The 18,203-nt window shown below is 50.3% G+C and carries 19 protein-coding genes; 9 read left to right on the top strand and 10 right to left on the bottom strand.

Annotated features, from left to right (window positions below):
• Positions 1–12 precede the first annotated feature (12 nt).
• Together BQ6873_RS08250 and BQ6873_RS08245 are read right to left on the bottom strand one after the other, a co-directional pair.
• Positions 13–936 carry a DUF2145 domain-containing protein gene (locus tag BQ6873_RS08250; protein ID WP_076592223.1) on the bottom strand — a complete coding sequence of 308 codons (924 nt, stop codon included), beginning with the start codon at positions 934–936 and terminating at the stop codon, positions 13–15.
• Entirely contained in the window at positions 933–1,388 is a 456-nt protein-coding gene (locus BQ6873_RS08245; protein ID WP_076592222.1) for a hypothetical protein, read from the bottom strand. The genes BQ6873_RS08250 and BQ6873_RS08245 overlap by 4 nt, the downstream gene beginning before the upstream one ends.
• A 247-nt stretch (positions 1,389–1,635) precedes the next feature.
• Between BQ6873_RS08245 and BQ6873_RS08240 the strand changes: the two genes are divergently transcribed.
• From BQ6873_RS08240 to BQ6873_RS08225, 4 genes are all read left to right on the top strand, one after another.
• The gene (locus BQ6873_RS08240; protein ID WP_076592221.1) at positions 1,636–2,298 is read left to right on the top strand and encodes a DUF3313 domain-containing protein; all 663 of its coding nucleotides are present in this window, start codon (positions 1,636–1,638) and stop codon (positions 2,296–2,298) included.
• A gap of 222 nt (positions 2,299–2,520) precedes the next feature.
• Complete coding sequence (locus BQ6873_RS08235) at positions 2,521–2,748, top strand: ParD-like family protein (protein WP_076592220.1); 228 nt, start codon at positions 2,521–2,523, stop codon at positions 2,746–2,748.
• Complete coding sequence (gene map / locus BQ6873_RS08230; protein WP_076594018.1) at positions 2,748–3,542, top strand: type I methionyl aminopeptidase; 795 nt, start codon at positions 2,748–2,750, stop codon at positions 3,540–3,542. The genes BQ6873_RS08235 and map overlap by 1 nt, the downstream gene beginning before the upstream one ends.
• Before the next feature lie 164 nt (positions 3,543–3,706).
• Positions 3,707–5,911: an OsmC domain/YcaO domain-containing protein gene (locus BQ6873_RS08225; RefSeq protein ID WP_076592219.1), complete on the top strand. Its 2,205-nt coding sequence runs from the start codon at positions 3,707–3,709 to the stop codon at positions 5,909–5,911.
• 86 nt (positions 5,912–5,997) lie between these two features.
• Here BQ6873_RS08225 and BQ6873_RS08220 read toward each other — a convergent pair whose 3' ends face one another.
• From BQ6873_RS08220 to BQ6873_RS08210, 3 genes are read right to left on the bottom strand one after another with little or no spacing between them, the layout of a single operon-like run.
• A complete protein-coding gene (locus tag BQ6873_RS08220) occupies positions 5,998–7,362 on the bottom strand; it encodes a sensor histidine kinase (protein ID WP_076592218.1) in 1,365 nt (454 codons plus the stop codon).
• Entirely contained in the window at positions 7,359–8,024 is a 666-nt protein-coding gene (locus tag BQ6873_RS08215) for a response regulator transcription factor (RefSeq protein ID WP_076592217.1), read from the bottom strand. Before BQ6873_RS08215 ends, BQ6873_RS08220 begins: the two co-directional genes overlap by 4 nt.
• Positions 8,025–8,036: 12 nt before the next feature.
• On the bottom strand, positions 8,037–8,339 hold the full coding sequence (locus BQ6873_RS08210) for a PepSY domain-containing protein (protein ID WP_076592216.1): 303 nt from the start codon (positions 8,337–8,339) through the stop codon (positions 8,037–8,039).
• Positions 8,340–8,461: 122 nt separating this feature from the next.
• Between BQ6873_RS08210 and BQ6873_RS08205 the strand changes: the two genes are divergently transcribed.
• Both BQ6873_RS08205 and BQ6873_RS08200 read left to right on the top strand, forming a co-directional pair.
• Positions 8,462–8,791, top strand: coding sequence for a PepSY domain-containing protein (locus BQ6873_RS08205; protein WP_076592215.1), 330 nt, complete (start codon positions 8,462–8,464; stop codon positions 8,789–8,791).
• 102 nt (positions 8,792–8,893) lie between these two features.
• The gene (locus tag BQ6873_RS08200; protein ID WP_076592214.1) at positions 8,894–9,142 is read left to right on the top strand and encodes a DUF3297 family protein; all 249 of its coding nucleotides are present in this window, start codon (positions 8,894–8,896) and stop codon (positions 9,140–9,142) included.
• Positions 9,143–9,310: 168 nt separating this feature from the next.
• Here the strand turns inward: BQ6873_RS08200 and BQ6873_RS08195 are convergent, their stop codons facing one another.
• A complete protein-coding gene (locus BQ6873_RS08195) occupies positions 9,311–9,925 on the bottom strand; it encodes a class I SAM-dependent methyltransferase (RefSeq protein ID WP_076592213.1) in 615 nt (204 codons plus the stop codon).
• Positions 9,926–10,134: 209 nt separating this feature from the next.
• On the opposite strand from BQ6873_RS08195, the gene BQ6873_RS08190 reads away from it, so the two are divergent.
• Positions 10,135–10,683 (top strand): phospholipase D family nuclease, encoded by a 549-nt coding sequence (locus BQ6873_RS08190; protein ID WP_076592212.1) that lies wholly within the window; start codon positions 10,135–10,137, stop codon positions 10,681–10,683.
• 678 nt (positions 10,684–11,361) lie between these two features.
• On the opposite strand, the gene BQ6873_RS08180 is transcribed toward BQ6873_RS08190, so the two are convergent.
• Complete coding sequence (locus tag BQ6873_RS08180; protein ID WP_076592210.1) at positions 11,362–11,877, bottom strand: hypothetical protein; 516 nt, start codon at positions 11,875–11,877, stop codon at positions 11,362–11,364.
• 321 nt (positions 11,878–12,198) lie between these two features.
• Positions 12,199–13,275, bottom strand: a complete 1,077-nt coding sequence (locus BQ6873_RS08175) for a tartrate dehydrogenase (RefSeq protein ID WP_076592209.1) — start codon at positions 13,273–13,275, stop codon at positions 12,199–12,201.
• A gap of 122 nt (positions 13,276–13,397) precedes the next feature.
• On the opposite strand from BQ6873_RS08175, the gene BQ6873_RS08170 reads away from it, so the two are divergent.
• Entirely contained in the window at positions 13,398–14,327 is a 930-nt protein-coding gene (locus BQ6873_RS08170; protein ID WP_076592208.1) for a LysR family transcriptional regulator, read from the top strand.
• A gap of 70 nt (positions 14,328–14,397) precedes the next feature.
• On the opposite strand, the gene BQ6873_RS08165 is transcribed toward BQ6873_RS08170, so the two are convergent.
• Both BQ6873_RS08165 and BQ6873_RS08160 read right to left on the bottom strand, forming a co-directional pair.
• On the bottom strand, positions 14,398–15,201 hold the full coding sequence (locus tag BQ6873_RS08165; protein WP_076592207.1) for a ParB N-terminal domain-containing protein: 804 nt from the start codon (positions 15,199–15,201) through the stop codon (positions 14,398–14,400).
• Between the two features lie 151 nt (positions 15,202–15,352).
• Complete coding sequence (locus BQ6873_RS08160; protein WP_076592206.1) at positions 15,353–15,844, bottom strand: GNAT family N-acetyltransferase; 492 nt, start codon at positions 15,842–15,844, stop codon at positions 15,353–15,355.
• Between the two features lie 241 nt (positions 15,845–16,085).
• Between BQ6873_RS08160 and BQ6873_RS08155 the strand changes: the two genes are divergently transcribed.
• Entirely contained in the window at positions 16,086–17,366 is a 1,281-nt protein-coding gene (locus BQ6873_RS08155; protein WP_076592205.1) for an OmpP1/FadL family transporter, read from the top strand.
• The last annotated feature ends 837 nt before the right edge of the window (positions 17,367–18,203 follow it).

The following is an 18,203-nucleotide window of genomic DNA, read 5'->3' as shown; positions in this document are numbered from 1 at the left end:
CCTGAAAGTCAGTCATCCATCTAGATCAATGATGCGGTCGCCTTCGCCCGGTATGCAGCCATCGGCGATAGGTGACCAGCCGCGATGCACGACGACGCGTTTGCCATCGTGGCAAATTTCAACACGCTCACTAGTTGGAAACTTCTCTTGGACGAATGTTTCGACAGTGGCTGGTAAACTAATTTTCAGTTTCATCGCATAGCGGTCATCTTCGGGATGATCATCAAGATGCAACAGCGGTACAAAGCTTGATGCAAACATCAGCCAGTGCGAATTGACCGCGACCGGTTCCGGCGCATAACCGGCTTGACGCAGCCAAAGCTGTGCGCGTTCGCGCAGGTCGTCGCCATCGGGCAAGTTACCCCATGCCGCTGCAAGTATTTCCATCACCCACTGATTGCAATTCTGATAGCTCAGCCCGTATGCATAAGCGTTCGCACTATAGCTCGCCGCCAGCAATCGTAGTGCGCGTGCTTTATCGAGCGATGTGACTTTAAACATCTGCGCTGGATCGGATGGCAGCTTCACGATCGAAATGTAGCCCAGCGCTGGATTGTCGATACCCATCGCGAATCCGGCGACGCCCTGATCATAGATGCGTGGGCGTTCTTCATCGCAAGCATAGTAGAGCTGGCGCGCAGTCCATGTCGCGTCCTCATCACGCCATGCAATGGCGGTATGTGAGTAGCGGATATGAAAGCGTGACAAGTCGAGGCCGGAGCGACTGATTAATACTGCACCGCTATTTGTCGCAGCCAACTCATCACGCACGACAGCTGCAAAGCGCAACACGCGATCTTGCTGACTCGCGGTGAGTTGTTGCGTTCGATCACAAAAGTTCGATAGAGCAGATGAACCAGAGGCCGCATTTGCTGAAGCGACGGCGGTAACGGCCGCGACTATCAGCAAGGATGCAAGTAGACGGCGAACTCTCACAGACCAACTAAGCGTGGAGCAAGTTCGTCATGCCAATTGTCGGCGAGTACGAGGTAGAACGCTTCTCGCGTGTCACTGCGGGCGAACTCCAAACCGTATACACGGTTTTGCGCATGGACGAGGTCGCCGCGACCAAGTGCTTGCTTGTCCATTACGGCTGCTGGCAGATCCAGCACGATGCGCTGTTGCGTATTGTCGGCCTGCAGTGTGACTCGGCGGAAATCAGCTTTGCCAGGTGCTTCAGCCACATCGGTGATGCGGTAATCGCCATCTGCTCTCTTTTCATCTCTACTCGAACTATTGCTCGAATCATGCAATGAGCCTGACACGCTGCCGCTGGAGGCTGAGCCGGCGCTCGAGGCCGACGACGCAAAACTCTCTGCCTGTACGTGGAACGCGGAGCCTGTCATTACAAGAAAGCAGGCGAGGCGAAGACTAGGGGGGAAGTTCATGGTGATGCTCCTTTTTTTATTACATAAAGCCAATGTGAATTATCTGACTGTCAACAGGCTACAGAGTTCTGACACGGCGTAGCGACAGCATCTCACATTGCGTTAAAAAATACTAATGACCAATCGGTCATTAGTGATGATACACTATTTAATGATCGATCGGTCATTAATGTGTTTGATGGTGTCGTCCATCGCTTTTTACCTCTTAAAGCCGGTCAATCGTCCCTCTGACCCTATAGGAAATATCATGAATAAGTTCTCAACAATCGCTTTACCCCTGGCCTGTATTTCGCTCATTGCGCTCGCTGGTTGCGCCAGCACCGCACCTGTTCCCTACGTCAAACTCAACTCGGCACCTCAACTGCAGCCGAACTCGCAAAAGGACGCCGACAAAACGCCTTATGTCTATTCTTCGAATGCGAATTGGATGGACTATTCCACGATAGTCATGGAGCCGGTCACCATCTACAACGGACCTGATCATCAGTTTGGTGATTTGTCGGAAGCCGGCAAGCAAGAGCTCGCCAACTACATGGATACAACATTCAAAAAAGTATTGAGCGCACGGTTTCGGATTGCTACCAATACAGGACCCAATACCCTCAAGCTGAAATTGACTTTGACCGGTGCTGGCACCAACACTGCGGTGGCATCGACGGTCACTCGTTTCGATCTGGCTGGAATGCCTTACAACGTTGTCCAATCAGTGCGTGGGAAAGAAGGAATATTCATGGGATCAGTCAGCTATTCGGTCGAAATTTATGACGCGACGAGTAACCAACTCCTGAAAGCATTCGTGACGAAGCAGTATCCCAATGCAATGAATATTGCCGCGACTTTCGGCTCGCTGAGTGCCGCCAAAACAGGCATCGAAAAAGGCGCAGACGCCTTGGTCGCTCAGTTGAAATAGTCATCTGGCCGTACAGACAATTCACATTCCTTATACGCAAGGATGCATGTCATGTGAAGCCGAGCGAGAGGTGCGCCTTCGTGGAACTGGCGCACCTTACTCATTGAATTCCTGCGAATACTGCGAAGTCGTTTGCGAGCGCGGCCTACACGCCAAAAACGCAAGCCATGTTAATATACATTTTATATACGTTTAACTACATTTCATATAAATAGGCATTACATGGGTATCGTCAAAATCACGGAGCAGATGCATACGAATCTGCGCCTCACCAGCGGAGCGATGAGCCGCTCCATCAACTCGCAAGCCGAGCATTGGCTACGCGTTGGCATGATGGCAGAGTTAAATCCCGGCCTTTGTTATAACGACATTTGCCAAAAACTCAGGGAAGCGGAACAGCAAGCTGCGGAATCGCCTCAAGATCTCACTCTGTCACTTGAGAAGGCATGATGGCCGCTCAAGTCGAAATCAAAACGCCTGCCGACATTGCGATGCTGCGGAAGTCCGGTGCATTGGCGGCACAAGTTCTCAGCATGATTGCCGAACACGTCAGACCCGGAGTCACGACCAATGAGTTGGACCAGCTATGTCACGATTACATCGTTGATGTGCTGGATGCAGTGCCTATCAATATCGGCTATCACGGCTACCCTAAAACGATATGTGCATCGGTCAATCACGTCATCTGTCACGGTATCCCTTCTGACAAGCCCTTGAAGAATGGCGATATCGTCAACATCGACGTGGCATTGACGAAGGACGGATGGCACGGTGATACCAGTCGCATGTATTTTGTGGGGCAGCCCAGCATCCTGGCCAAACGCCTGGTTAATACAACTTACGAAGCGATGCGTGCGGGCATCCTCGCAGTAAAGCCAGGAGCAACCTTGGGCGATGTTGGTTATGCGATTCAATCAGTCGCGCATAAAGAAGGCTTTAGCGTGGTGCGCGAGTATTGTGGTCACGGTATAGGCAAGATTTACCATGAGGATTTGCAGGTGCTGCACTACGGCCAGCCGGGTACAGGTCTGACGCTCCAAACCGGAATGGTCTTCACGATAGAACCCATGATTAACGCGGGTAAACGACATTCAAAAGAAATGCCTGACGGCTGGACAGTCGTTACCAAGGATCATTCACTCTCTGCACAATGGGAACACATGGTTGCAGTGACAGAAACAGGCTTTGAAGTTCTAACGCAGTGGCCTGATGGATACGGAGATTATTCCCCGCTCGTTCCCTGATTCGACACTACCCATGTTGGCCATGTCCTGCGTCATGGCCTTCGTCTAGCCATTTATCCGTATTCACCAGCATTTGTGGCAAGCAGCGATGTATTACACGGCACCGGCGCGGTGACGGATAATAGCGCCTACCTCATTTTGAGCATCATTTTTGGAATTCCCTCATGGAAATTAAAGTCAACTTTCTCGACAAGCTGCGTCTTGAAGCCAAGTTCGATGACTTCACAGTAATCGCCGATCAGCCTATCCGCTATAAAGGCGATGGCTCGGCACCCGGTCCCTTCGATTACTTTCTGGCTTCATCGGCCTTGTGTGCGGCTTACTTCGTGAAGTTGTACTGCAACACGCGCAATATCTCCACCGAGAATATTCGCCTGTCGCAGAACAATATTGTTGACCCGGAAAACCGTTACCAGCAGATTTTCAAGATACAGGTTGAGTTGCCAGCGGATATTTCGGAGTCAGACCGTCGAGGTATCTTGCGCTCCATCGAGCGTTGTACGGTGAAAAAAGTGGTGCAAGCCGGACCCGAGTTTGTGATTGAAGAGGTAGAGAATCTGGATGCCGATGCACAGTCCTTGCTGACATTGAAGCCGGATGCTGATGCTGCTACCTATATTCCTGGCAAGGATCTGCCGCTGGAGCAAACCATCGCGAATATGTCGGGCGTGTTGGCGAACCTGGGCATCAAAATTGAAATCGCTTCGTGGCGCAACATCATTCCCAATGTGTGGTCGTTGCATATCCGTGATGCGCATTCGCCTATGTGCTTTACCAACGGCAAAGGTGCGACCAAGGAAAGCGCGCTGGCATCGGCCTTGGGTGAGTACATCGAGCGACTGAACAACAACCATTTCTACGCTGGGTCGTTTTGGGGCGAGGACATCGCCAACGCAGAGTTTGTACATTATCCAAACGAGCGCTGGTTCAAGCCTGGCCGCAAAGATGCGCTACCGAAAGAAATCCTGGATGAATACTGTCTGGAAATTTATAACCCCGATGGCGAGTTGCGTGGCTCGCATCTAATTGACACCAATTCTGGCAACACAGAGCGCGGCATTTGTTCGCTTCCGTATGTGCGGCAGTCGGACGGCGAGGTGGTGTATTTCCCGTCGAATCTGATCGAAAATCTCTACGTCAGTAATGGCATGAGTGCCGGTAATACGTTGGTTGAAGCGCAAGTGCAATGTCTGTCGGAGATTTTCGAACGAGCAGTCAAACGCGAAATTCTTGAAGGCGAAATTGCCTTGCCTGATGTACCGCAAGAAGTGCTGGCGAAATATCCCGGCATTCTGGCTGGGATCAAGGGTTTGGAAGAGCAGGGCTTCTCAGTGTTGGTAAAGGATGCGTCGTTAGGCGGCACTTATCCCGTGATGTGCGTCACCTTGATGAACCCGCGTACAGGCGGCGTGTTTGCCTCGTTCGGCGCACACCCAAGTTTCGAAGTAGCACTGGAACGTAGTCTGACGGAATTGCTGCAAGGTCGTAGTTTTGAAGGCCTGAATGATTTACCTCGGCCCACCTTTACAAGTGAAGCCGTGACTGAGCCATATAACTTTGTCGAACACTTCATCGATTCCAGCGGCATCGTGTCGTGGCGCTTCTTCAGTGCCAAATCCGATTACGATTTTGTCGAATGGGATTTTTCTGGCCAGGGTGAAAACTCCAATGCTGACGAAGCCGCGACCTTGTTCGGCATACTCGAAGGCATGGGCAAAGAGGTGTACACCGCGGTGTATGACCAGCTGGGTGCCACTGCCTGCCGGATTTTGGTGCCGGGTTATTCCGAAATTTATCCGGTAGATGATTTGATCTGGGATAACACCAACAAAGCACTGTTGTTCCGTGCCGATATCTTGAATCTGCATCAGCTGGACGATGACAGTCTGGAAGCACTGCTGGATCGCTTAGAGAACAATGAGCTCGATGATTACGGCGACATCGCCACATTGATCGGTATCGAATTTGATGAGAATACGGAGTGGGGACAACTCACGGTCCTCGAGTTGAAGTTGCTGATCAATCTCGCCTTGCAACAATTTGAAGAGGCGCATGACTTGGTGGGCGCCTTCTTGCAATACAACGATAACTCGGCCGAGCGCGGCTTGTTTTATCAGGCTTTGAATGTCGTGCTGGAGGTGGTGCTCGACGACGACATGGAACTGGACGACTACGTAGTCAATTTCCGTCGCATGTTTGGCAATACGCGAATGGACGCGGTACTGGGGGCAGTGGACGGCAGCGTGCGCTTCTTCGGCTTAACGCCAACGAGTATGAAACTTGAAGGTCTCGATAGGCACCATCGCTTGATCGACAGCTACAAAAAATTGCACAAGGCTAGAGCAAACGCGGCGGCTACAGCTAGTTAGGGTGACGAGTCATGGCTGGCGCGTTGATGCCAGCCATGACTCAAATTCCAACTGAGGAATATTGAAAGAGTTGGTCGGATTTAATCTTAGATCGAGCGCGCCGCCATCGGCCAAGTCAGTACTATCTTCAAGCCGCCCAGGGCGCTGTGTGTGAGCTGCATCTGGCCATTGGTTGCATCTACCAGTTCGCGCGCGATGATGAGGCCGAGTCCGTGATGACCGGGACCAGCCTCGTCCAGTTTGCCGCGATGTTGCAGCGTATGTAGTGTGCCAGCATCAACACCCTTGCCATCATCTTCTATAAGCAACTCAACGTTGCCATCTGCCGTCATCTGCCCTTGCATGCAGACTCGACGTCGGGCGAAGCGCGCAGCATTTTCCATCAGTGCGCCCAGCAATTCCTTGAGATCATCGAGCGGCACTGGCACGCTCAGCGATGTAGGAATATCGATATCAAACACTAGCGATTCACCAATCGCTGTATGTTCAATCACACCGACGATTTGTTCTGCAGCTTGCTGCGGTGACGATGCGCTGGCATAGAGATTGTTGCGTACCGAGTCCACGCGCAAACGGCTGAGCTCAGCATTGACCGCCATGGTCATCGCACTGATGGCATGTTCGATACCATCAGCCGCCTCGCTTGCGCCAGCCGCTCGTGCGCGATTGCTTTGCGCTTCCAGTGCTGCCAATGGCGTCTTCAACGAATGCGCGAGGTCGGCCGCGCGGCGTTTGGCGCGTGTCAAATCGGCTTCGCGCGCATCTGCCAGGCGGTTGATGGCGTCTATCAATGGCGCTATTTCCTGTGGATGCGAATTGGTCAGGCGCGATGCAGGATGGTTCTGCAGGCGCAGCAATTCATGTCGCAATCTACCCAAAGGTTTGAGCCCGACGCTTACTTGCAAAGCGGCTGCAGCGACCAGTACCGCGCCGAGTATGGCGAGAAATAAACCGAGGTCATGACCAAACTCCTTGCGCGCTACATATTGTTGGGCTTTGTCTTGTGCTAGCTGCAGCAGTATTGGAGGAGTATCAGCCGATAGCAATATGCTGCGTTCCAACAAGAACAGTCGCTGCCCGAAAGGACCGTCGATGGTACGTGTGCGCCAGTTGCTGAGTGGAGGTGCAGGAGTCGGTAGTGGCAGCGATTCATCCCAGAGTGAACGTGAACGTTGCATGCCTTTGGAATTGCTCACTTGCCAGTACAGTCCGCTAGAGGGCAAGTTGAAGCGCGGATTGGCTGGTGTTTCGTCCACTTGCGGTTCTTGATTGGGACTTAGCCTCAGGTCAGATAACAGAATGATGGCTTCGTTTTCCAGCTCCACCGCCACGCGTCGTTCGATATGACGGGCAAACAACCAGGTCATGACGAACCAGGCAATCAACATCGCAATCAGGACGGCGAAGGCCGCCGACAGCAACAGGCGTAAGCGAAGCGAACGCGTACTCAATCGCCTGATCCCGACAGCATGTAGCCGAAGCCGCGGCGGGTTTCAATCAGGTCGGCGCCGAACTTGCGACGCATGCGCAGCACCAGCGCCTCGATGGCGTTGGTATCGCTACCTTCGTTGTCGCCGTACAAATGCTCGGCCAGTTCACCAGCTGATACCGGTCGTCCGGGTTGATGCGCGAGGTAAGAGAAAAACCGAAATTCCAATGGTGACAAGCGCACCGGCTGATTGTCTACAGTAGCCGTCATGCGCCGGGTATCCAGCGTCAGTGCACCGCAAGTCAAAATAGGATCGGCGTGGCCGGCAGCACGACGTACCAGTGCGCGTGTGCGTGCAATTAATTCGGCCACTTCAAAAGGTTTGGCCAGATAGTCGTCGGCACCGGTTTCTATGCCCTCGACTTTTTCAGCCCAGTTGCTGCGTGCCGACAAGATCAAGACCGGGAACGTACGCTTGGCTGCGCGCCAGCGCTTGAGCACCGATAGGCCATCGAGCTGAGGCAGACCAAGATCGAGAATCGCGACATCGAACTCTTCGACATCGCCTTTGAACCACGCGTCATTGCCATCGCGCGACCAGTCAACCACGAAGCCGGCTTCTTGCAGTGCCTGCAACACATGCTGGCCGACGTCCGGATCATCTTCTACTAGCAATGCTCTCATCAGTGATTTCTTTCAATCATCGTCTTTGATGCTTAGCAGTGTACCGTTGCGGGCATCCACGCGCACTTTGCGGACCTGGCCATTGGCGCTCAACACTTTTAACTTGTACTCGAGCCGCTTGCTATCGAGTTCTACCTTGATCACTTCGCCGGAAACTTGCGTTGCAGTTCGCGACAGTATGGTCGACAAGGGCAAAATCTGCCCGCGTTGCAAGGCTTCATAAGCGACGTCGTGATCCTTGTCTTTACCCGACACGAGCAAGGGCAGCCCTATCGGGATGAGCAGGAGTAAAGAGATGAAAAGTTTTTTCAGCATGACGAACAGTATACAGAACGGCTAACTGACATTTACCTGACGCTGCATGCGAGGCTGGTGTCAGCTTGCCTTGCGTATAACGGAAGTTGTCAATTCCGGCAGTCATACAGTGAGGTTTTCAAATGGACAAAAATGTCATCAAATTCACAGTCATCTTAGCCATCATAGCGGTCCTCGCCTTTGCGGTACAAGCCGGGCCGGCTGTAGCGCAACCCGCACCGATTGCTACACCAAGCACGCTGGCACCGATTTCCAACGCCGGTACGCTCAGCTACGAAGAGCTGGAACGCCGCGTCACGGCACAAGGATTGCAGATTAGAAAAGCGGAAGTACGTGATCTCTTGCTCAAGGTAACTGCCTACGACAACCAGCATCGCAAGGTAAAAATGATGCTGGATCGCCGTACCGGCGAAGTCCTGGCGCGCGAAATTTCATTCAAAAAAATGAAATAACGTTAAGAATAATGCTGAAACTGATCGGCAGCGGTGGTCGAGTGATGAGCAAAACAAAGCAAAAATTTGTTTTGCTTAATCATATAGTTGATAATTGTCGGCATGAACGATACTACACACCGCCCCTCGCTCCCTGACCGACTCTCAGTCGATCCTCGCAGCCCATACTACAACGCCGCCATATTTGAACACGATATAGGCATTAACTTTAACGATAAAGAGCGTACTCAAGTTGAGGAGTATTGCATCAGCGAAGGATGGATTAAAGTCCCTGCCGGAAAAGCACTCGATCGCAAGGGCAATCCCTTAATGATTAAAGTAAAAGGCAAGGTCGAACCTTTCTACAAGTAAGAACATTCCGCTTTGGGTCATTAGTAGCTATACAGCTTGATGACTATCCTGTCTCATGTGAAAACGCCCGCATCTCATGCCGAAGATGTGGGCGTTTTCGTTATAAAAATTGGAAGTGCTAGCGAGCTATATTGAATGGTTATTGCTTGCAGACCTTCTGGCAATAAATTACGTCGCGTGATGTAGAACCAAGCTCCCTTTCAGCAAGACTTGTCTGACTGATTTGAAACCTGCAAAAAGAAGTGCTTCCCGCTGCTCTTCTACAGTCATAAAGAGCTGCTCGTTTGTCACTCCATTCTCTCCAACGAAGTGATCACAGACGAGATAACTACCGCCAGGCTTCAACAGAGTGCGCACTTGGGCATGCAAGGTTGATGCGTGACGTTTGTTGCGAAGTTCATGGACGGCTTGATTTGTAACGATACATGGGAATGTTCCAAGACCGGATTCCCAGTCAGCTTCTTTGAATGAACGTTCGATAAACTCTGCGCGACTAGCGAACGCTACCAAACGCGCTCTAGCCAACTCGTGCATCGCTGGTGAAAAGTCTAGAAGGACGCACGATGCATCCGGTATTGAACGCAGAATGTGTTCCGCTAAAAAGCCGGGGCCGGAACCGAGTTCGAGTATGCGTGGAGCGGTAGGGCAAGCGACAGATATTTCATCGGTGAATTTGGCAAAGAACTCCGCTCGATAAGGACGTTTCTCCATGGACGATTGCTCCCATGCACGCGCATCGGACATGAGGCGGAGATCGATAGGGTTGGGGACGTCTTCGAGCATAGTGTGGCCTGGCTTTTAAAAATTGAAGAGTGTCAATTTAACATGGGACTTTGCGCGTTCGCATAAAACTGCAAACAGCTTGATTACAAAATTCAACTACGAGGAATGTCTTCTTTGAAGCTGCAATTTGATAGCTTGTTTGTGGTCGATAGCAGTCCAGCGAAGGTATACTTGGGTGCTCATCTCTCTTCAAAATAAATGCGAATCGCATGAACAGTAAAGTCATCAAAGCAGCACTTCTAATCGCATTCATTGGATCATCAGCATTTGCAACTGCATCGAATATTTCAGCTGCTCCAGCCGTAGAGAACGCTTTCTCGCCGAAGCAAGGCGCAGAGCAACTAGTATTACGGCAAATTGTATCGGCTGATCGCACGCTTCGCGTTGCTGCATATTCCTTCACATCGCCAGTCATCGTGAAGGCGTTATTGGCCGCGAAGAAGCGTGGGGTGGACGTCAAAGTCGTTGTCGATGAGCAAGGTAATAAAGGTAAAGCAAATATTGCTGCTTTGAACTTGCTGGTAAACGGCGGCATACCAACACGAACTGTCTCGGCCTATGCCATCCATCATGACAAGTACATTATTGCGGATAACCGGCATGTGCAAACCGGATCGTTCAATTACAGTCAGGCAGCAGCAAAGTCGAATAGTGAAAATGTGATTGTGGTTTGGAACAACCAGGAGCTCGCAACATCTTATTCAAAACATTGGTTGTCGAGATGGAATCAAGGCAAGACATTTAGATCAAGCTATTGATGGATTCGGTGGGCGATGCGGATCTGAAGAATAAATTTTCGCTGTGAGCTGATAGCAAGCAATGACGCCAGAGATTTTGGTTATACGAGCGGCGTGTTGTTGAGTTTTTCTAAGTTGGTTCCGCTGGCTAGAAAAAATGCTGTTACGGGCTGATGTTGATTCCTTGATGTATGTAAAAAGGCTGAATTGTTATCCGGCCTTTTTTATTGCTGTGATTGTTTAATATTGAGATATGACTGTTTTTGACTCAATGCATACATCTTGGGTTGAGATTTATTGCAGGTAGCTTCATTAGGAAGAACGGTCGTATGTAAAAAAAATCTCATAGACGTTATCAGACTGCTTGACTTCGTTAACAGTAAATCCATGCATCAAAGCCCGATTCCATATAGGCATAAAGCCCGGAACAAATAGTCCATGACGTGCAGCACCTAGATAGTGAAGTCTATCTAGTAAGCGCTTCCTACTTAAATGAAAGCATCTTTCTGTATCGAGAAACAGGGATATGCGTAACCCCGTTGAGTCGGTGGCCCTTACCTTGAACTCCTCTTTAACTAAGATAATTTCGCATATATCTGAATAAGGCATCCGGCTCAATTGGTCATAGTTGTAAGTTCTCATCATCCACACTATGCAGTTAAATTTGGTTAACGAATCTTGGCGAAATTTTAAAGCGTACTAAATGTTATCTTTTGGTATCTGGGAGTCCCTAATCACAATGGATGCAAAGAGGTGTGACTTGAAAATAAGGATGAGCGAAAGTCCAAGGTTTACTGCGTAATAGGCGAGTTTGATTTTCCCCTCGACTGGAAGTGCCGCGATATAGGATTGGTTCTCTGTGGCTGTTGCAATGCCAATAGACAGAAACCACAATGCGCCAGGCAAGGCAATGGAAAATATCCAGAGACCGATTAAAACCCCTCCTGCTCTGACTAAATCAAATGCTTGCACATTTAAACGATTCTCAGCTTTTGTTATCGGAACAATTCGGTGTGCTAGTGTCATTGGGAAAAACCAAAACAGTATGGCAATTATCAAGAGAAATACACCAAAACCGTAGGATAAATAAACACTGCTATCGAAGCCAGTATTTGAGATATCAGTCGGTGTTCTGATGAGATACGGGATACTGTGAAATGCTGCAAACAACGCGAAGATACGAATGCCCAGTGCAACTATTTGTTGTGGAGTCATAGTGTTCCCTTATGTTTTATCGGATTTTAAGACTATAGATAAAATCCGTGACGCTTTAGAGTGTTGTTTTAGTGAATTTTTACGGAGCGTGCTGTGCTGTTGATTCTGAAAAGCGTGTCATTACACGACAGAATCATTGCTTTTAACATCCCATAGTTATGGGGGAAATGATTGTGCCATTGCGAGCGCAATAGCTAGGTACTGGACTTTCTTTTTCAGTTTCCCTCATTTTTCAATGAGCTCGATAACCAATAGGCTAAAACGCAAAATGGCGAACCGATCGGCTCGCCATTTTTATGAGTGTTAAGTCCGAATTTTTTATCAAAGCGCAGCAGCAATCGCCTTGCCAACGTCGGTAGTGTTACCGCTACCGCCAAGGTCGGGCGTATTTGGTCCCTGTACCAGCACCTTTTCAATTGCCTTCATGATGGCGTCGTGCGCTGCCTTGTAGTTCGCATCGCCATTGCCAAGGAAGTCGAGCATCATCGCGCCAGACCAGATCATGCCGATAGGGTTGGCGATGTTTTTACCGAAAATGTCAGGTGCCGAACCGTGCACTGGTTCGAACAGTGATGGGAATTTGCGTTCAGGATTCAGGTTGGCTGACGGTGCGATACCGATGGTGCCAGTACATGCTGGGCCAAGATCCGACAGGATGTCGCCGAACAGGTTGGACGCCACCACCACGTCGAAGCGCTCTGGCGACAATACGAAACGGGCGCACAAAATATCGATGTGATATTTGTCCCAACGCACATCTGCATACGATGGTGCCATTGTTTCGACGCGGCTATCCCAGTAAGGCATGCTGATGGAAATGCCATTCGATTTAGTGGCGGACGTCAGATGTTTTTTCGGACGGCTTTGTGCCAATTCGAATGCGTACTTCAGAATGCGGTCCGTACCTTTACGCGAAAAAATCGCATTCTGCGTCACGAATTCATACTCCGTGCCTTCAAACATTTTTCCGCCTACTGCTGAATATTCGCCTTCGGTATTTTCACGGACCACATAGAAATCGATATCGCCAGGCTTGCGATTCGCCAGAGGGCAGGGAACGCCAGGCATCAGACGTACCGGACGCAAGTTGACGTATTGGTCGAAGTCGCGACGGAACTTGATGAGTGAACCCCACAGCGAGATATGGTCGGGAACCAGATCCGGCATGCCGGCCGCGCCGAAATAGATAGCTTCGAAACCCTCCAGCTGCTGTTGCCAGTTATCCGGCATCATTTTTCCATGCTTGAGGTAATACTCGCAGTTGGCCCATTCCATAGTCGTGAATTCGAGAGCGATGTTGAATTTGCGTGCGGTGGCTTCCAGTACGCGCAAACCTTCTGGCATTACTTCGTTGCCGATGCCGTCGCCGGCGATGACTGCAATTTTATGGGCTTTCATGGCGGTAACCTTTCGTGATTTTTATGGGGAGTTAAAGCACGGATTGATCTTACCGAATACAGATGAATATACAATCAGGCAATCTGTAATCTAAAAGAACACGTATCGTGAACAATGTCTCCATGAAAACTGCTCGTCTGCGCTCTGACCTTAAAGTAAGCCGGCCACTTTTGGAAGACCTCAGTCTGTTCTGTGTCGTCGTGCGCAAGCAGAGTTTTGCTGCGTCGGCGCTAGAGCTTGGCGTCTCCAACGCGCTCGTGAGCAAGCGCATCGCCATACTGGAAAAAACCTTGCAGGTGCGATTGCTGCATAGGACTACACGCAGAGTCTCGCTGACGGATCATGGCAGTGTGGTTCACCAGTGGGCGCAACGCATACTGGAAGATGTCGATCAGCTGGAAGATGCGATATCGGATAAAGGGAGTTCGCCGCGTGGGCTTCTGCGCTTGTGCACCAGTTCAGGATTCGGGCGCAATCGGGTTTCGCCAGCCATGTCTGCGTTGGCACGGGAATATCCCGAGCTGGAAATCCAACTTGAATTGCTGGATCGGCCGGTTGACCTGATCGCTGAAGGATTTCATCTCGATATTCGAGTAGGGCAGGTTGAGGAGTCGCATTTAATCGCGCGACGGATAGCGGAGAATTCACGCATTCTGTGTGCCTCGCCGGCATATTTAGAACGCAATGGCACGCCGCAAGAACTCACCGAATTGCTGCAGCATGAATGCATAGTGATACGCGAGCGCGATCAGGATTTCGGCCGCTGGAAGCTGACCGGACCGCAAGGCCCGGAAGTCGTGCGTGTTAGCGGCGCGCTGTCAACCAACAATGGTGAACTGGTTCATCAATGGGCCATCGATGATCATGGAATTATCTTGCGCTCAATCTGGGATGTCGGACCTAGCCTTGCTGAAGGGCGTTTGGTGCGGGTACTGCCGGAATATAGTCAGGAGGCAGACGTGTGGGCAATCTATCCGACGCGATTAGGCATGACGGCGAATGTGCGGGTGTGCGTACAATTTCTGGAGAACTGGTTGGCGCTGCGCAAATAAGGAATCGTTTAGTGCCCGCTTTTACGCTTTAAGCGGGCAGAGCGTATTCCTCGATAGACGACGATTCCACTCAGTGAGCGCCGCGTGCCTCTGCGAGTGCAATGGTCAGATGCTGCACCTTCTTTTTCAGTTGGTCGCGTTCTTCATTGAGTTCGGTAATCACCAAATTCAAGCGATGGATGGTGATCTGATCAGGCGTAGCGTCGTCGGGCGGTGGAGTTGGCTCCGGCTTAGGCGGCAGTTTGGCTTCGCGTACTTGACGCGCAACTTGGCGCAATTCTTTTTTACCACCGGCAACCGCTTCTTTTTGCTGTTCGCTCGGTAAGGACGAGATGGTGGCCGCGGCATTAATCGACACCATACCTGTCTTCACCGCATTGACCAATTCAGGCGTCGCCGTCTTTTGGATTTTTTCGATTTGACCTAGCGTGACACTACTCACGCGCGCCGCACGAGCAATTACATCACGCGTCAATGCTGGTTCTGCAGAAGGCTGCGTGACGACGTCGGCAGCCTCAGGCGTGGCTGAGGATTCTTTGGCTTGTGCTACACGTGTGGATAAGATTTCTTTCTTGCGCAGAGCAAGCACGCCACGCTGAAAATCCGATACGCTGCGTCGTCCCAGATGATTGTCGATCATCCACAAGTGAACGTCGTCCATGGATTTGAACGCTTCGTTCTGCACGGTGTTGAAAGCGATACCATGCTTTTTGCAGATGCCGTAACGGTTGTGTCCATCGATCAGCAGATCGCCCCACAGTACAAGCGCATCGCGACAACCTTCGGCAAGCAGGCTGCGTTCAAGCGCGGCGTGTTCATCGCTAGTCAGTGGATCGATATACGCTTGTAGTTCTTCGTTGATGGTGATGGACATGATTCAGACAAAAAATAGTAAGGCGACAGTCTACACATAGGCATGGCTATGCCGCAAAATAAATCCGTGTTTGCAAAGCCGAAGAGAGTGGAATCCGCTTGTGGATTTAAGAAGTGAGGGCGGAATGTCTGGAGCCGACCCACAGCAGATATCAAACGTCGTCGAGGAATCGGTGCATTACATAGGCATCGACAAGTCCCAGTTCCTTGTGAGCAAACACCTTTGGAAGAGTGCCCACAATTGAGAATCCAAGTTTCTGCCAGAGTGAAACAGCAGCTGTATTTGTGCTGACTACGAAATTGAACTGAATGGCTAGATACCCAGCTTTCTTTGCCTCTTGGAGGCAGTGCGTTCCAAGCTTTCGACCTAGTCCTTTGCCGCTACCGCTGGAGTGCACCATGAAGGATGCATTCGATACGTGCCCACCCAAATCACGCTGATTCTGAACGAGCTTATACATCGCAACAATTTTCCCTTCATCCTCAGCGACATAGGATGTAACACCGGGACTAAACCAGTACGCGTATGCATCCTCGTAGCTTGTGTCTGCTGCGAATACATACGTTGATTCAGAAGAAACCACTTCTTGGAATATTGGCCACATTGCAGAGAAGTCGGACTCAACGGCTTGGCGGATATTCATGTTTTTACTTTCGACATTGCAAAAACAAAATCTTACCCGAATGCCTGCTTCTGGCTGATAGCGGATGCTTGCTTTCGAGCCAAATGGGCTGAATCAACATATTGCATTTTTAATATAACAATGTACTTTCTTTCTATAGAATCCACCCCATCGATTTGCATACCTGTACCTCCCATGAACCATGCTTCATGGATTTATTCATCGCTTTTTCATCACAATGTGTGATGCGCTAACTCCAATAATGAAAAAAATTACGCTCCAAACCACGATTGCCATTACCGCTGCCATCGCATCCTCACAACTACTCGCTAATGGTTACGCACTTAACGAACAAAGTATCAGTGCCATGGGCACAGGCTTTGCTGGCCGCGCTTCCTCTGCCGACGATGCCAGTACTGTGTTTGGCAACCCCGCCGGCATGTCGCGCCTCAAACGCCAACAAGTCACCGGTGGTATTGCTGCTATCGATAGCAAGAGCGACATCAGCAACGCCAATGGCAATCGCGTCGGCACCAATAATGGCGACATGGTTCCTTTCACGACTGTGCCTATGGGCTTCTATGTCACACCTCTTGATGACAAATGGACGTTCGGCCTGGGCGTCTACACTCCGTTCGGCCTGAACACTGAATACGAAAGCACTTTTCAGGGCCGTAACTTCGGTAGCAAGAGCAAAATCAAGGTCGTGACTTTCCAACCGACCATCAGCTACGCATTCAACGACAATGTCTCGATCGGTTTTGGGCCAACCATCAACCGCATCTCAAGCACACTGGAATCGTCATTCAAGACTGCATTCTCGCCAAATGACGGTCAGGTCCGGATCAAGGGTGATGACATCGGCTATGGCTACAACTTCGGCTTGCTGGTCCAGGCAAGCGAGACTACTCGCGTCGGCCTGACCTACCACTCGAAAGTTAATTACACGCTCAAAGGAAACACTAGCGTCATCCCTGGTGCCGGCACTCCGGCTCCCGTGCTGCTGGCAGGTCGTTACGAAGCTTCCTTGAAAATCCAAACACCTGAGTCGTGGGACCTCTCGGTTACACAACAGTTGAACCATGCCTGGACCCTGTACGCCGGTACGACATGGGCACGCTGGAGCCGCATGAAAAACATTACCGTCAACAACGCCAACGTGACTGGGGGTGCCCTGGCTCCAGATGCATTCACCACCATCACGGAGGAGCAGAACTTGCGCGACACTTGGACCTATTCCATCGGAACGTCCTACCAACTGAACAAACAATGGATGCTGCGCACCGGTCTGACGTTTGACCAGTCACCGACAAATAATATAGACCGCTCACCGCGTATGCCTACAGGTGACCGAACTATCCTAAGTCTGGGTGCCGGCTGGAGCCCAACCGAGGATCTGACAATTGATGTGGCTTACTTTTATCGCAAAGAAGAAAAAGTGAGTGTGAACAACTCCAACCAGTTTCCGTTTGGTCAAACCTATAGTGCCGATTACAAAAACAGTGCGAACGGCTTGGGTATCGGTGCGACCTATCGCTTCTAAGCTGCTCGGCGAGGCCAGTACATCGCTGCTCTGAAATAAAAGGGCGATGTACCCGTTGGCGTTCTAACGTAGCTACTTAATCGCAGGACTTGTACTCAACTATTGCATGTCCGTTTTCGACGCAAAGCGGACGTAGTTGATTGTGAAAGGACACGGCCCATGCCTACATTATTCGGCGCGTACATTAATGCCAATTAAGCGAATACTTTCGTTCAGCTAAAAAGAGCAATTAAGCCAGCAAGCATAAGCATGCCCCAACTTAAATTTCTGGCTGAAGCTGCTTGTTCGGCCGTTGTTGGCTGCAGTTTAACTATGTGCCACAACAATCCGTAACACGTAATTGAACCAACAAGGCCCAGGATTGCCAAGGACCAAGAGCTAGTTGAAATTGCAAATATCGCCGTCAGTACAAGTAGCAATGTCCCGATAGAAAAAATACCGTTAGATACCGTGTCGGGGACATAGCTTAGTTTTTCGCATCGAATACATTGGACTGGTTTCGTCGAGCAAGAGCTCCATTTTTTGAAGTAGGAAATTTCGGAATGATCACAATGAGTGCATCGGTACATAGGTTACCTAGCGATTAAGTTGAGCAGTGCACTGGCATTGAACATCGAGTTAAATCACTCACAGAGTGAGTTGATGGATGTTCGCACTGCAAAGATAACAAGGCAATGCTGTGTTTATGGGATATGCCTAGGTCATGTGGATAAGCAGACCATAGCGCTAGTGATCAAGTAAAAGCGGTGTTTGAAGTGGATAGTGCGTACTGACTTCTTGGTGTGAAACATGATCGTAATAACAACTTTTCAGGCAGTCAGCATCACTCTGGATGCC

It is taken from the genome of Herminiimonas arsenitoxidans (assembly GCF_900130075.1).
Taxonomy (GTDB): domain Bacteria; phylum Pseudomonadota; class Gammaproteobacteria; order Burkholderiales; family Burkholderiaceae_D; genus Oxalicibacterium; species Oxalicibacterium arsenitoxidans.
This window is presented reverse-complemented; position numbering and strand designations above follow the sequence as displayed.